General features: G+C 63.0%; 10 protein-coding genes. 5 read left to right on the top strand and 5 right to left on the bottom strand.

The window, feature by feature from the left end; translation table 11 throughout:
* Positions 1-38 precede the first annotated feature (38 nt).
* Both J3454_RS11740 and J3454_RS11735 read right to left on the bottom strand, forming a co-directional pair.
* Complete coding sequence (locus J3454_RS11740) at positions 39-647, bottom strand: malonic semialdehyde reductase (RefSeq protein WP_349513970.1); 609 nt, start codon at positions 645-647, stop codon at positions 39-41.
* Between the two features lie 29 nt (positions 648-676).
* Complete coding sequence (locus J3454_RS11735) at positions 677-1255, bottom strand: NifU family protein (RefSeq protein ID WP_296720584.1); 579 nt, start codon at positions 1253-1255, stop codon at positions 677-679.
* An 88-nt stretch (positions 1256-1343) separates the two neighbouring features.
* Here J3454_RS11735 and J3454_RS11730 point away from each other — a divergent pair, with 88 nt between their 5' ends.
* The 5 genes from J3454_RS11730 to J3454_RS11710 all read left to right on the top strand — a co-directional run bounded on the left by J3454_RS11730 (position 1344) and on the right by J3454_RS11710 (position 9244).
* The gene (locus J3454_RS11730; protein ID WP_349513969.1) at positions 1344-4337 is read left to right on the top strand and encodes a M16 family metallopeptidase; all 2994 of its coding nucleotides are present in this window, start codon (positions 1344-1346) and stop codon (positions 4335-4337) included.
* A gap of 135 nt (positions 4338-4472) precedes the next feature.
* Entirely contained in the window at positions 4473-5858 is a 1386-nt protein-coding gene (locus J3454_RS11725) for a class II 3-deoxy-7-phosphoheptulonate synthase (protein WP_349514576.1), read from the top strand.
* Between the two features lie 108 nt (positions 5859-5966).
* Positions 5967-7244 (top strand): ergothioneine biosynthesis protein EgtB, encoded by a 1278-nt coding sequence (egtB, locus tag J3454_RS11720; RefSeq protein ID WP_349513968.1) that lies wholly within the window; start codon positions 5967-5969, stop codon positions 7242-7244.
* Complete coding sequence (gene egtD / locus J3454_RS11715; protein ID WP_349513967.1) at positions 7241-8227, top strand: L-histidine N(alpha)-methyltransferase; 987 nt, start codon at positions 7241-7243, stop codon at positions 8225-8227. Before egtB ends, egtD begins: the two co-directional genes overlap by 4 nt.
* A 48-nt stretch (positions 8228-8275) precedes the next feature.
* Entirely contained in the window at positions 8276-9244 is a 969-nt protein-coding gene (locus J3454_RS11710) for an NAD(P)/FAD-dependent oxidoreductase (protein ID WP_349513966.1), read from the top strand.
* Positions 9245-9249: 5 nt separating this feature from the next.
* Here J3454_RS11710 and J3454_RS11705 read toward each other — a convergent pair whose 3' ends face one another.
* The 3 genes from J3454_RS11705 to J3454_RS11695 all read right to left on the bottom strand — a co-directional run bounded on the left by J3454_RS11705 (position 9250) and on the right by J3454_RS11695 (position 13265).
* Positions 9250-9381 carry a hypothetical protein gene (locus J3454_RS11705; protein ID WP_349513965.1) on the bottom strand — a complete coding sequence of 44 codons (132 nt, stop codon included), beginning with the start codon at positions 9379-9381 and terminating at the stop codon, positions 9250-9252.
* Between the two features lie 21 nt (positions 9382-9402).
* Positions 9403-10326, bottom strand: a complete 924-nt coding sequence (locus J3454_RS11700; RefSeq protein ID WP_349513964.1) for a glycoside hydrolase family 16 protein — start codon at positions 10324-10326, stop codon at positions 9403-9405.
* Positions 10327-10406: 80 nt separating this feature from the next.
* On the bottom strand, positions 10407-13265 hold the full coding sequence (locus J3454_RS11695; RefSeq protein ID WP_349513963.1) for a TonB-dependent receptor: 2859 nt from the start codon (positions 13263-13265) through the stop codon (positions 10407-10409).
* Positions 13266-13434: the final 169 nt, after the last annotated feature.

The raw sequence follows: 13434 nt of genomic DNA, 5'->3' as shown, positions 1-13434 counted from the left end.
GCCTCAGCGCGTGGCAGGGCGCAAGCGGGAGATGCGCGTCAGGCAATCCGGTTGAAGGTCGCGAAATCCGGGCGCGGGCTCCGATCGAAGATGCTGGCGGGATCGCCGTAGCCGATCGCGCAGATGAAATTGGCGCGGTGGCGGGGCTCGTCCGCGAAGAAGGCAGCGTTGACAGCCGCCGCATCGAAGCCCGACATCGGCCCGCAATCCAGCCCCAGCGCGCGTGCGGCAAGCATCAGGTAGGCGCCTTGCAGGGAGGAATTGCGGAACGCGCCTTCCTTGCGGCCTTCCTCATCGCCGTCGAACCAGCTTTTCGCATCGGTGTGCGGGAATAGCCACGGCAGTTCTTCGTGGAAATCGATGTCGTAGCCGATCACGGCGGTGACGGGCGCCGCGGCGACCTTGGCCTTGTTGCCTTCCATGACGCATTCCGTCAGCTTCGCTTTGGCGTCAGGCGATTTGACCCACACGATCCGCGCCGGCTGCATGTTGGCGGAGGTGGGAGCCATTTTCATAAGATCCCAGATCGCGTGGAGTTGCTCGTCCGTGACCTCGCGGTCCAGCCAGTCATTATAGCTGCGCGCTTCATTGAACAGCTGGGCGAGCGCCGCGTCCGACAGGACGTGGTCGTGGAATTGCGTCGTCATGGGAAATCCCCGCGATGTGATTGAAAGGTTCAGGCGGCCCTGACTTCAACGACTTCGGGCACGTAATGTTTCAGCAGCCCTTCAATCCCGTGCTTCAGGGTCGCGGTGCTCGACGGGCAGCCCGAACATGATCCTTGCAGGGTCAGGTACACCACCCCGTCGCGGAAACCGCGATAGGCGATGTCGCCGCCGTCGCCGGCCACGGCCGGGCGTACGCGGGTTTCGAGCAGTTCGTTGATCGCGGCGATGACCTCGGCGTCTTCGGCGCGTTCTTCGACCACGGCCTCGTCTTCGGGAGGGACGGCAATGCCGTTTCCGCTACCGCCTGCAAACAGCGGGGCTTCTGAGACGAAATGATCGAGCAGGATCGCGATCACCTGCGGCTTCAGCGCGCTCCAGTCCGCGCCCGGCGCAGCGGTGACACTGACGAAATCGGCGCCGAAGAACACGTTCACCACCTCGCCCGTATCGAAGATCGCCTGCGCCAGCGGGCTGGCCTCGGCAGCTTCGGGCGAAGCGAATTCGCGCGTGCCAGCGTCCATCACGGTCTGACCGGGAAGGAACTTGAGCGCGGCGGGGTTGGGTGTGGTTTCGGTTTCTATGAACATGTCCGTCAACTTAGGTGTCCGCAGCCCCAAGGGCAAGGATGCAAGCATTCACTATCGCTTCAGGGTCGGGCAGACTATAAGCTGCCGTATGACGTCGTTCTCCCGCGCGGCCCGCGCTCTCGCCCTTCTGCTTGCTCCCGTCGTTCTGGCTCAGCCGCTGCTGGCCCAGCAGGCGCCTGTAACGGCCGCACAGCCTGCGCCGACAGTCCCGGCCCCGGTCGCGGTTCAGGCAGAGGGCGAAGTGCCGTGGCTCTATCGCGGTTCGGATGTCCCGGTCGATGACAAGTGGCTGTTCGGCGAGATGGAGAACGGTCTTCGCTATGCCGTGCGCCGCAACGGCGTGCCGCCGCGCCAGATCTCGATCCGGGTGCGGGTGGATGCAGGTTCGCTGCACGAACAGGACAGCGAGCAGGGCTACGCCCACCTGCTCGAACACCTGCTGTTCCGTGAAAGCCAATATCTCGGACAGGCCGAGGCGATTTCCGCCTGGCAGCGGCTCGGCGCGACCTTCGGCAGCGATGCCAATGCCGAAACCAGCCCGACCCACACCGTCTACAAGCTCGACATCCCCGACATCAACGACGGCAAGCTGGCGGAAAGTTTCAAGCTGCTGTCGGGCATGATAAAGGCGCCCGTTCTCAATGATGCCAATGTCGAAGCCGAACGTCCGATCGTGCTCGCCGAAAAGCGTGAACGCGGCGGGGCGGGGCAGCGGATGGCCGATATCACCCGGCGCACCTTCTTCGCCGGACAACGGCTCGCCACCCGCAATCCGATCGGTACCGACGAAACCCTGAGGGCCGCCAACGGCGCGGACGTGAAGGCGTTTTACGAACGCTGGTACCGGCCGGAAAACACCGTGATCGTGGTCGCGGGCGATGCCGATCCGCTGGTGCTGGCCGGGCTGGTCGAACAATGGTTCGGGGACTGGAAGGGCACCGGCAAACCCGGCGTTGCGCCCGATTTCGGCGATCCGTCCGCACCCGCCGGAGCAGCGCAAAGCCCGGTATCCGGCACACCCATCGGCGAACTGGCCGTGGGGGTGGAGGCCGATCTGCCGCGCAGCCTGACCTATGCGATCATGCGTCCGTGGCGCGCCGTGCAGGACACAATCGAATATAATGAAGGCCTGCTGCTCGATGCGATTGCGCAGTCGATCATCAACCGGCGGCTGGAATCGCGTGCGCGCGGCGGCGGCAGTTTCCTGTATGCGCAGGTTCAGCAGGACGACGTCTCACGCTCGACCGATGCGACCTTCGTGACCTTCGCGCCGCTGACAGACGATTGGCAGGCCGCGCTCGCCGATGTGCGCAGCGTGATAGCCGATGCCATTACCAATCCGCCGACGCAGGAGGAGATCGATCGCGAGGCGGCCGAATTCGACGTGGTGTTCGCCAACGAGGTCGAACAGGAGAGCGTCCAGTCCGGCTCCAGTCTTGCCGATAATCTGGTCAATGCGGTCGATATCCGCGAAACCGTCGCTGCGCCGGACGTGGTGCTTGATGTGTTTCGCGGGATGACAGCCCGCCTCAATCCCGATGAAGTGCTGGCACGCACGCAGGCGCTGTTCGAAGGTGTGGTCACGCGCTCGGTCTATGTCACGCCCGCTGCAGGCGAGGCGGACGCAAACGCCCTGCGGCTGGCGCTCGCCAGCGAGGCCGCCGCGGATGGCAGCGCACGGCTGGCGGCGGAGAGCATTTCGTTCGACGAATTGCCGCCGGTGGGCGATCCGGGCACGATTGTCAGCCAGCAGCCGCTGGGTGTTCTCGAAATCGAGCAGGTCGAGTTTGCCAATGGTGTGAAAGCGCTTTTGTGGGCCAATGATGCCGAGCCCGGCCGGGTGACGGTGCGCGTGCGCTTCGGCGCGGGCTACCGCGCATTCGATGCCGAAAGCGCAGTCTATGCCCCGATGGGCGAGGCAGCGCTGGTCGGTTCGGGCCTCGGCGAACTGGGGCAGAACGAGATTGATCGATTGGCGACAGGCCGCAAGCTCGGCTTCGACTTTTCGATCGACGATGCGGTCTTCACGCTCACCGCGCAGACCCGTTCGGACGACGTCGCCGACCAGCTCTACCTGTTCGCCGCCAAGCTCGGGATGCCTCGCTGGGATCCTGAGCCGGTGATCCGCGCCAAGGCCGGGGCGGAACTCGCCTACAACACCTATTCGACCAGTCCCGGCGGCGTGCTCAACCGTGATCTCGAATATCTCGTGACCGGGCGCGACCTGCGGTTTGCCACGCCCGATCCGGCGGCGCTTCAGGCCGTGACGCCCGAAGGTTTCCGCGCGGTATGGGAGCCGCTGCTGCAGCAAGGCCCGATCGAAGTGCTGGTGTTCGGCGAATTCGACAAGGCGGCTATCGTCGAGCAGCTGCGCCTGACCTTCGGTGCGCTGGCCCCGCGTGAGGCGGTTCCGGCAGACGTGGCGGCGCGGGTGCCGTCCTTTGCCGCCACCACCGAGGCGCCGGCTGTCGTCACCCATCGCGGCGATGCCAATCAGGCCGCCGCCGTGGTTGCCTGGCCCAGCGGCGGCGGCGTGGCGAGCCTGCGCGAAAGCCGCCAGCTCGAAATCCTCACCCAGCTGTTCAACAACCGCCTGCTCGATGCGCTGCGGGAAAAGGCCGGTGCCAGCTATTCGCCGCAGGTGTTTTCCAACTGGCCCGAGGATCTGCCCAGCGGCGGCCGCATCACCGCGCTCGCTCAGCTGGAGCCCGAATTCGTCCCGGTGTTCTTCGCCGAAGCGGATAGAATCGCGAAAGATCTGGCCGCCAATCCGCCCACCGCGGACGAGCTTTCGCGCGTGACGGAACCGCTCGCCCAGCTGATCCGGCGCGCGTCCACCGGAAACCAGTTCTGGCTGTATAATCTGGAAGGCGCGACCACCGATCCGCAGCGCGTCGCCTTGCTGCGCACGCTGCTGGCCGATTATTCGCAAACCAGCCCGCAGGTGATGCAGTTCCTGGCCGATCGCTATTTCGCGAATGGCGTGCCATTCCGGCTGGCGATCATCCCGGAAGGGCAGGAACTGGCCGAAGCCTCCGCGGGCGGCACTGCCGCTACCCGGGGCGAAGTGATCGGGCGCTGATCGGGTTGGCGCATCAGTCTGCGCGGGAAATAATGTTGTCCCGGCGGCCATTGTCGCTTTACAATTGAAACCCGCCTCCTGTAGCGGGCGCCCCCGCGCGGTGATTTCGCGCCACGGATGGAAAGAGAAGTGAACGTGCCCAAGACCTGGAACCCGGAAAGCTGGAAAGCCTGCGAAGCGCGGCATCTCCCGCTATACGAGGACGCGGCCGAACTGGTCGAGGCGGAGACCACGCTCGCTTCCTATCCGCCGCTGGTGTTCGCAGGTGAGGCACGCGCGCTGAAGGCCGATCTGGCCGATGTCGCGAACGGCCACGGGTTCCTGCTGCAAGGCGGGGACTGCGCGGAAAGCTTTGCCGAATTTCATCCCAACAACATCCGCGATACCTTCCGCGTGCTGCTGCAGATGGCGGTGGTGATGACCTTCGCCAGCAAGCGTCCGGTGGTGAAGGTGGGGCGCATGGCAGGCCAGTTCGCCAAGCCGCGCTCCTCGCCGACCGAGACGATCGATGGTGTGACCCTGCCAAGCTACCTTGGCGACAATATCAACGGCATCGAATTCGATCCGGTGTCGCGCCGCAACGATCCGGCCCGCATGGTGCGCGCCTATTCGCAGGCCGCCGCGACCTTGAACCTGCTGCGCGCCTTTGCGGGCGGGGGTTATGCCAACCTCAGGCAAGTCCATCAGTGGACGCTCGATTTCATGGGCCGCACGCCGTGGACCGAGAAATTTGCGCAGATGGCCGACCGGATTGGCGAATCGCTCGATTTCATGGAGGCCTGCGGGATCGACCCTGCCACCGTGCCGCAGTTGCAGGGCACCAGCTTCTACACCAGTCACGAAGCGTTGCTGCTGCCTTACGAACAGGCCATGACGCGGCAGGATTCGTTGACCGGCGATTGGTTCGCGACCAGCGCGCACATGCTTTGGATCGGCGATCGCACCCGCTTTCCGGGCAGCGCGCACATAGAATTCGCGCGCGGGATCGGCAATCCGCTGGGCATGAAGTGCGGGCCGAGCCTTGAGCCTGACGCGCTGATCCGGCTGCTCGACGAATTGAACCCCAAGCGCGAGGCGGGGCGCATCACGCTGATCAGCCGGTTCGGGCATGACAAGGTCGAGGACGGCCTGCCGAAGCTGGTGCGCGCGGTGGAGCGCGAAGGGCATTCTGTGCTGTGGAGCTGCGATCCGATGCACGGCAACGTCGTGAAGTCGGACAGCGGCTTCAAGACGCGCCCGTTCGACCGCATCCTGCGCGAAGTGAAGGGCTTCTTCGCCGTGCACCGCGCTGAAGGGACCCATCCGGGCGGCATCCATATCGAGATGACCGGACAGGACGTGACGGAGTGCGTCGGCGGCGCGGTGGCGATCACCGAGGAACGGCTGGGCGACCGCTATCACACGCACTGCGACCCGCGGCTCAATGCTGAACAATCGCTCGAACTCGCTTTCCTCGTCGCAGAAATGCTCAACGAGGCGGCCGGGACGCGCGATGCCGGGATCAGCGCCAACGCGGCATAGGGACGAGCCGGTTGCCCCGCGGGGCAGGTGCATTCGCCTATGCCTTTCGCTTGTCACGCTTTTGCGGCATGATCGGGCAAGGAAGCAAGGCGACGACAGGAGAATCCCGTGCCCCGTAGCGAGCCCATCGGCGCGGCTGACGGTCAATCCGTCCCCTCGCTGTCGGCACAATTCCGCGCCACCCGCGCCCTGACCGAAGCTTTGGTTGCCCCGCTCAGCGATGCCGATGCCACGCTCCAGTCGATGGAGGATGCCAGTCCTGCCAAGTGGCACCTCGCGCACACCACATGGTTCTGGGAGACTTTCCTGCTGCGCGATCACGCGCCGGGATACCAGTTGTGTGACGCGGATTGGCCGTTCCTGTTCAATTCCTATTATGAAGCAGAAGGCGCGCGGATTGACCGCTTCGCGCGCGGATTGCTGTCACGCCCGACGCTGGAGCAGGTGCTGGAGTGGCGCGCCGCGATCAATGACGCCATGACACCGCTGCTGGATGATCCGGCGCTGGCCGGACTGGTCGCGCTGGGGGTCGCGCACGAACAACAGCATACCGAATTGCTGCTGACCGATATCAAGCACGCGCTGTTCCAGAACCCGCTTGGCCCGGCGATGTGGGAAGGCGGGCCGACCGCTTCCGCCAAGGCCGCCTCGTCGATCGGTTGGCACCAACACCCCGGCGGTATCGCGCTTATCGGTCATGACGAAGAGGGCTTTGCGTTCGATAACGAAGGCCCGCGTCACCGCGTGCTGCTCGAACCTTTCGCGCTGGCGGACCGGCTGGTGACGAACGGCGAATGGGCGGAGTTCGTCGCCGATGGCGGCTACCGCGATGCGCGTCTGTGGCTCGCCGATGGCTGGGCGTGGGTTCAGCGCGAAGGGATTGCTGCGCCGCTCTATTGGCGCGAAGACGAGCACTTTACCCATCAGGGCTGGCAGGTGCGCGACCCCAATGCGCCCGTCACACACATCTCGCATTTCGAAGCCGATGCCTACGCCACATGGGCCGGTGCGCGCCTGCCGACCGAGTTCGAATGGGAAGCCATTGCTCGCGGTCAGGATGGCGCTGCGGTGCTGCCCGCGCATGATCCGGATGGCGGCAACCAACTCGATGCCGCTGCGCCCCCGCTGCCGCGCGGCGGCGCTGGGCTGTTCGGCGATGGCTGGCAGTTCACCCGCTCGGCATACCTGCCGTACCCCCGCTTCCGTCCGGCAGAGGGTGCGGTGGGCGAATATAACGGCAAGTTCATGAGCGGGCAGGTGGTGCTGCGCGGGGCCAGCTGCGCCACGGTGCGCGGCCACTCGCGCGCGTCGTACCGCAATTTCTTCTACCCCCACCAACGCTGGCAGTTCACCGGCCTCAGGCTGGCAAAGGATGGCAATTCATGACCACGCCCAAAGGATTGAAGCTGGTCGAGCGCGATGCGACCGGCGTGGACACGGCCTTCCGCGCCGATGTGCTCGACGGGCTGGCGGAAGCGCAGAAGGCTGTGCCCGCGCGCTGGTTCTACGATGATGCCGGATCGCAGCTGTTCGAGGATATCACGCAGCTGCCCGAATATTACCCCGCCCGCGCTGAAACCGAGATTCTGCGCGGCGGCGCGAAGGAATTTGCCGATCTGATCGGGCCGGGCCGGGCTGTGGTCGAATTCGGATCCGGCTCGTCGGTCAAGACCCCGCTGCTGCTGTCGGCGATTGCGCCTTCGGCTTACGTCCCGCTGGATATTTCCGGCGATTTCCTGCGAGCTGCTGCTGCCGATCTCGCCGCCAAGTTTCCGGGCCTGCCGGTCTGGCCGGTCGAGGCCGATTTCATGCGCCGGGTCGAACTGCCGGCCGAGGTCGACGGGCTGCCCAAGCTGGGATTCTTCCCCGGATCGACTATCGGCAACATGGTCGCCCGCACCGCCACCGATCTGCTGCGGTCGATGCGCGAAACCTTGGGGGTGGGCGCGCTGCTGCTGATCGGGATGGATCTGATCAAGGACGAAGACGTGCTCGTCGCCGCCTATGACGACGCTGCCGGAACCACGGCGAAGTTCAACCTCAACCTGCTCCACCGCATCAACCGTGAGTTGCAGGCCGATATTCCGGTCGCGGTCTTCAAGCACGAAGCGCGCTGGAACGACACCTATGCGCGGATCGAGATGCATCTGGTTGCGCAGGAGGATGTCAGCTTTTCGGTCAGCGGGCAGCGTTTCGGCCTGACGGCGGGCGAGAGCATCCACACCGAAAACAGCCACAAGTTCACCCGCCGCACCTCCAACACCCTGCTGGCGGCAGGTGGGTGGGAGCCGCGTGCGCGCTGGACTGACAGCGAGCAACGTTTCTCGCTATTGCTGGCCGAAGCAAGGGCGCCGCGCAGCGCGCCCTGATACCCCAATTCTGCTGAAACCTCCCAAGCTCCCGTGCGTTGGCGCGGGATGGATGGAAACTTCAGCGATTATTGCGTTATCGGCGCGGGCATGGCGGGCCTTTCGTGTGCCAGCGTACTGGCGCGCAGCGGAGCTTCGGTGACGGTGCTCGACAAGGGGCGCGGGCCCGGCGGGCGAATGGCAGCACGGCGGGCGGAGATCGGAGGGCAAAGCATCGCTTTCGATCACGGCGCGCAGTATTTCACCGCGCGCGATCCGGCGTTTAAGTGTGCTGTGGCGGCGTGGGAAGCGGCGGGCGTTGCCGCCCGATGGCCTGCTGCGGGGGACGAGGCATGGGTCGGGGTGCCGGGGATGAACGCTCCGGTGAAGGCAATGGCGCAGGCGCTCAACGTGCGCTGGGGCGTGCGGGCCGAGCGGCTTTCGCGGAGCGGCTCGGGCTGGCGCATCGAAACGGACGGTGAGGTGTTTGCCGCTGCCCGCGCATTGGTCGCGGTGCCTGCCGAACAGGCCGCAGTTCTGCTGGCCGGTGCCGCGCCCGATCTGGCGGCGCTGGCGAGCGATGTCGTATCCGCTCCGTGCTGGGCGGTGATGGTTGCCTTTAGCGAGCCTCTGCCCTTCGCCGCAGACACAATCCGCAGCGATACCGCGCCGATATCATGGGCGGCGCGCAATTCGGCCAAGCCGGGTCGCAGCGGAGCCGAAACCTGGGTGATCCACGCCAGCCCGGCGCGCAGCCGTGAGGTGCTCGACCTGCCGAAAGATGCGGCCGCTGCGGCGTTGCTGGCCGATTTCTTCGCGGCAATTGGCATCGCTCCGGTTGCTCCGATGCACCTTGACGCGCATCGCTGGCTTTACGCCATGCCGCAGACGCCGATCGGCGCGCGGGCGGGTGAGGGTGCGCGCTACGATGCCCAGGCAGCCATCGGGATTGCGGGCGATTACCTGCACAGCCCCCGCGTCGAAGGGGCGTGGCTTTCCGGCAGGGCGCTGGCAGGCTTGGCACTCGCCGCAGGTTAAGCCGCTCAGCCCGCAGCCGGGCAATAGCGCACAAGATAATCGCCGTGCCCCGGCATCTGCTGGACGAGACAGCGGATCGATTTCTCCATCTCGTTCACTTCCTCCCGCGCCTTGGGCGTATCGAGCGCATCGGCCATTGCGTTGTGGCCTGAACGCGGTCAACCCGGTGCGGTGCGTGGCTGATAGACGCGAACGTAGTCGACCTCAAACCTGGCGGGGAAGGCGGCGGCATCAATTCCTTTTTGGCCGCCCCAGTTTCCGCCGACTGCGATGTTCAAGAGCAAGTGTTGTGGTTGGTCAAACGGCCAGCGCGCCTGCTTGTCGCTCTCTTTCTTGAACAGCAATTTCGGCCGATCATCCACGCCGAACACCATGAAATCGGCAGTCCACAAGAGTTGGTACTTGTGCATCGAGTTGCAGGCGTCGGGCACCTCGTGGCTCGACGTCTTCTGGGTTCCACGGGAAAAGTTGAACGCGGACGTATGGATGCTGTGATGGATGACGCCGGGATCAAATCCGACATGCTCCATGATGTCGATCTCGCCGCCTTCCGGCCATTTCACGCTCTCGTCCGAAGGCAGCATCCAAATTGCGGGCCATGTGCCACTTCCGCAGGGAAGCTTGGCCCTGATCTCGAAAAAGCCGTAAGTCCAGTCTCCGAGACCCCGCGTTATCAACCGTGCCGAGCTGAATTGCTGCTTGCCCCAATCGGCCAAACCCGCCTGTGACAGATCTTCATTGTGGGCTTCTATTATAAGCCGTCCATTGACCACACGGGCATTCTCTTCCCGCCCAGCTGCGTAGTATTGCTTTTCGTTATTGAACCAGCCGTCCTTGTTGCGGAACGTGTCATATTTCCACTTTAAAGGATCGGGCAAACCGGGCGCGTCGAACTCATCCGACCAAACCAGAGCGTACCCCTCGGGGACCTTGGTTGGTACGGTGTCGTCCGCTTGTGCGGGCGATCCTTCGGCGAGGGCAGCGGAAGCACCCCGTTCCTGTTCCTGACCGGCTGTCTCCATGGGCACCCCGGCAAGGCTTACGATGCCGAGCGATCCAGAAAGCCAGGTTCTTGCAATCATTTCCAATCAGCCTTTTACCCATCGCAGTCCATACGGTGCGGCGTCCCTGCCGAAGGGACGCCGCAAGCGTGTGCCCGCGCCTAGAACTTGGCGGCAAAGCGCACGCCGTAGGTCCGGGGTCGGATGAAGAAGCGGGTGTTATCGAACTGGGTGATGATAACCGCGGCTTCTTCCTGCTGGTTGGTCACGTTGTTGCCATAGACTTCGAGGCGGTATTTGCTCGCGTCGTCAATGGTCCAGCCAGCCCCGATATCCAACGTGGCATAGCCATCGATCCTGTCAAGCAGACGGCCACCGGTGACCGGCGTACCGTTATTGTCCGCATCGAATACCAGACTGTTGAAAATCGTATGGAATTGCGAAGAGCGATAACCCAAAGACGCGACCCAATCGAGCTGACCTTTGGGCAGCTCGATCACCTGGCTGATCTTGCCATTCAGCTGCCAGCGCGGCGTGCGCGGGAGGCGATTGCCGGCAATCGGACGAAATACGGCGTTGCCGGAGTCGACATCGGGCTGGAAGCGGAAGTCAGGAATATCTTCCGCATCCTTGATCTTGGCCTCAAGCCAGAGCGCGGTGAAACCGACGTCGATGTTGCCAGGCAATTGAAAACCGCCTTCGACCTGGGCTCCGTAAATCTCCGAATCTGCAGCGTTGAAGCTGAATGACACGACCAGGGCAGCGTTTGTCCCCTCTGGGACTTCAACGACCTGCCCCAGCAGTTCGTTTGCAATTTCAACTGCCGTTTCAACGCTCAGAAGGCCCGTAAACACCTGATCGGAATAATCATTGTAGAACAATGAGCCGTTGAGATAGGCCTTGCGTCCGCCGATTTCGAATTCGTTCTTGCTGCCGATTTCATACAGCACGACGTTTTCGGTTCCGTAGGTGGGGGCAATGCCATTGTCGCCGAGATTGTCGTTGAAGCCACCCGATTTGTGGCCATTGGCAACCAGCGCGTAGATCAGATTGTCTGGCGTGATGTCGAATTCGGCACGCAGGCGCCAGTCGACAAAGTCATCCTGAAATTCGCCATCCTGCTGGAAAATCTGCCCGCCAAACGGAACGGCGAAGGTGAAAGCGCCCGGATTGATGGGGAAAACGCCCGGTGCAAACTCACCATTGGTGAAGCCCTGGCAGCTGAAGAAGTCGAACGATACTGTATCGATACACGGCGTCGTCAGGATGGTGCCATCGCCGCCTTCAGGGAAGGGGGTTGCGAAAATGGCTTGCGGCCCGTTCGCCAGAATGGCCCCCAGATTGTCACGCGCACCGGACTGCGCGATCCCGTCAGCGTGAAATGCGAAGATTTCTGCGTTTGAAATTGTGCCATCGCCATCGGTATCGGGATTGATGATGGTCCGGTCAAAAGCGGCAAACTCAAAGCCCTCGGTACCCACACGGACACCGCCGCAACATTCAAAGCTGCCGCCCCCCAGCGCAAGGCCATAGCGCGCAGCCACGCCTGTCCGTTCCTTCCTGTCATCGGTGTAACGCAGCCCGGCGGTCACGCGGAAATTGTCGGCCACCTCATACGTCGCATCGCCGTAGATCCCGTAGGATTCGGTGTCGGTTCTGGTGTTGAATTCGATGCCCTGAAAGAAGAGGCCACGATCCCCCGTGGAGCCAAGGAAGGATCGCTGTTCTTCGCTGATGTACACCCCGCCAAAGCTCCAGATAAAGGGGCCCTCGGCGTTGAAGATCCGCAACTCATGGAATTGCGAGCGGGAATCCGAGATGATCCGAAAGCGCGAGAAGTTGTCGAGATTTTCGGCCAGAATGATCGGATCGCTGATCACATCACCCGGCTCGGGTGTGAAAATATTGTCGCGCTCCGACAGGCGATCCAATGCGCCGGGAAAGTCAGGCGACAGCGGCGTGGTCGCTTCGTAATCGTAAACCGCATCGCGAAAGCTGCCGGTATATTCGACGTTGAAGCCATCACCTTCATATTCGATGGTGGCCCTGATCCCCCAGTGATCGGTATTGAGCTGCGGCGTGATACCGCGCGCGATCACATCGCGAGGGTCGATATTGTCGAATTCTGCCTGTGTGATGTCGCCATCTTCAAGCGCCCCCAGGGGCAGCGCATAATTGGTGCCGGTGTAGCCTGTGCCGTTTTCGGCAATGTAGTCACCCGCGACAAGGATCGTCAGCCGATCGGTGGGCTCCCACAAAATCTGCGCACGGCCGGACAGATTGTCTTGCGCCTCGGCAACACCAATCCCTTGGACAGGACCGACGTTGTTGTAATAGGAATCATTAGCCTGATAGAGTCCGGAAAAGCGGACCGCGACCGTATCCGACAGCGGAAGGTTCAATACTGCGCGCACCGAGCGGTGATCGAAATTGCCGTACTCGACGTCAATCGCTCCGTCAAAACCGCCAAGACCGGGGCGAAAGCTGATCGCGTTGATCGAACCAGCAGTCGCATTCCGACCGCGCAGCGTGCCCTGAGGGCCCACGTTCACTTCAACGCGCTCAATGTCATGGAACGCAGAACCGATACCTGATGGACGCGGGATGTTGACGCCATCGAAGTGGAAGGCCGCCGCCGGGTCACCCAACTCGGTATTGTTGCTTGAACCGATACCACGGATGTAAACCTCAATATTGCCCTGGTTGTTTGCAACCGAAAGGCCCGGAATCTGGTTTTGAAGGTCGGTGATGTTCTGCACGCCGATAGCCTGCAAATCATCGCCGCTGATGGCGAACGCCGTGCCGGCAAAGTCCTGCAGGGACTGCTCGCGGCGGTCGACGGTGACGATAATTTCGCGACCCTGTGCCTCGACCTGTGGTTCCTGCGCCTGATCGGCAGGCACATCCGAGGCCTGGTCTTGCGCGAAGGCTGGTTGTGCGAGAACCAGAATTGCGACGCTGGTCAACAACATCCGACGATGTAGGTGCATTTTGCTCTCTCCCCATTGCATTTCGCTCATGCGATCTTTTCGTTTTTGGGTATAGCGCCAAATTGTGATCGTTCACAAATGGAATTTTTGTGCCTTTCATTACGCGTGGGGACAAATGGCTGATCGGCAACATCTGCGATGACCGGGCGCGCCGCATGGTCATAGCCGCTCGATCGAACACCGCAGCGCGCAATGGCAA

The organism is Erythrobacter sp. NFXS35 (assembly GCF_040148725.1).
Lineage (GTDB): Bacteria > Pseudomonadota > Alphaproteobacteria > Sphingomonadales > Sphingomonadaceae > Erythrobacter.
Note: the sequence above shows the minus strand (reverse complement) of the source record. Positions and strands in the feature narration are given on the sequence as shown.

Excerpts from the sequence above, each read along its gene's own strand:
- J3454_RS11740 (WP_349513970.1), bottom strand. The coding sequence starts at position 647 with ATGACGACGCAATTCCACGACCACGTCCTGTCGGACGCGGCGCTCGCC.
- J3454_RS11735 (WP_296720584.1), bottom strand. The coding sequence starts at position 1,255 with ATGTTCATAGAAACCGAAACCACACCCAACCCCGCCGCGCTCAAGTTC.
- J3454_RS11730 (WP_349513969.1), top strand. The coding sequence starts at position 1,344 with ATGACGTCGTTCTCCCGCGCGGCCCGCGCTCTCGCCCTTCTGCTTGCT.
- egtD (WP_349513967.1), top strand. The coding sequence starts at position 7,241 with ATGACCACGCCCAAAGGATTGAAGCTGGTCGAGCGCGATGCGACCGGC.
- J3454_RS11710 (WP_349513966.1), top strand. The coding sequence starts at position 8,276 with ATGGATGGAAACTTCAGCGATTATTGCGTTATCGGCGCGGGCATGGCG.
- J3454_RS11705 (WP_349513965.1), bottom strand. The coding sequence starts at position 9,381 with ATGGCCGATGCGCTCGATACGCCCAAGGCGCGGGAGGAAGTGAACGAG.
- J3454_RS11700 (WP_349513964.1), bottom strand. The coding sequence starts at position 10,326 with ATGATTGCAAGAACCTGGCTTTCTGGATCGCTCGGCATCGTAAGCCTT.
- J3454_RS11695 (WP_349513963.1), bottom strand. The coding sequence starts at position 13,265 with ATGAGCGAAATGCAATGGGGAGAGAGCAAAATGCACCTACATCGTCGG.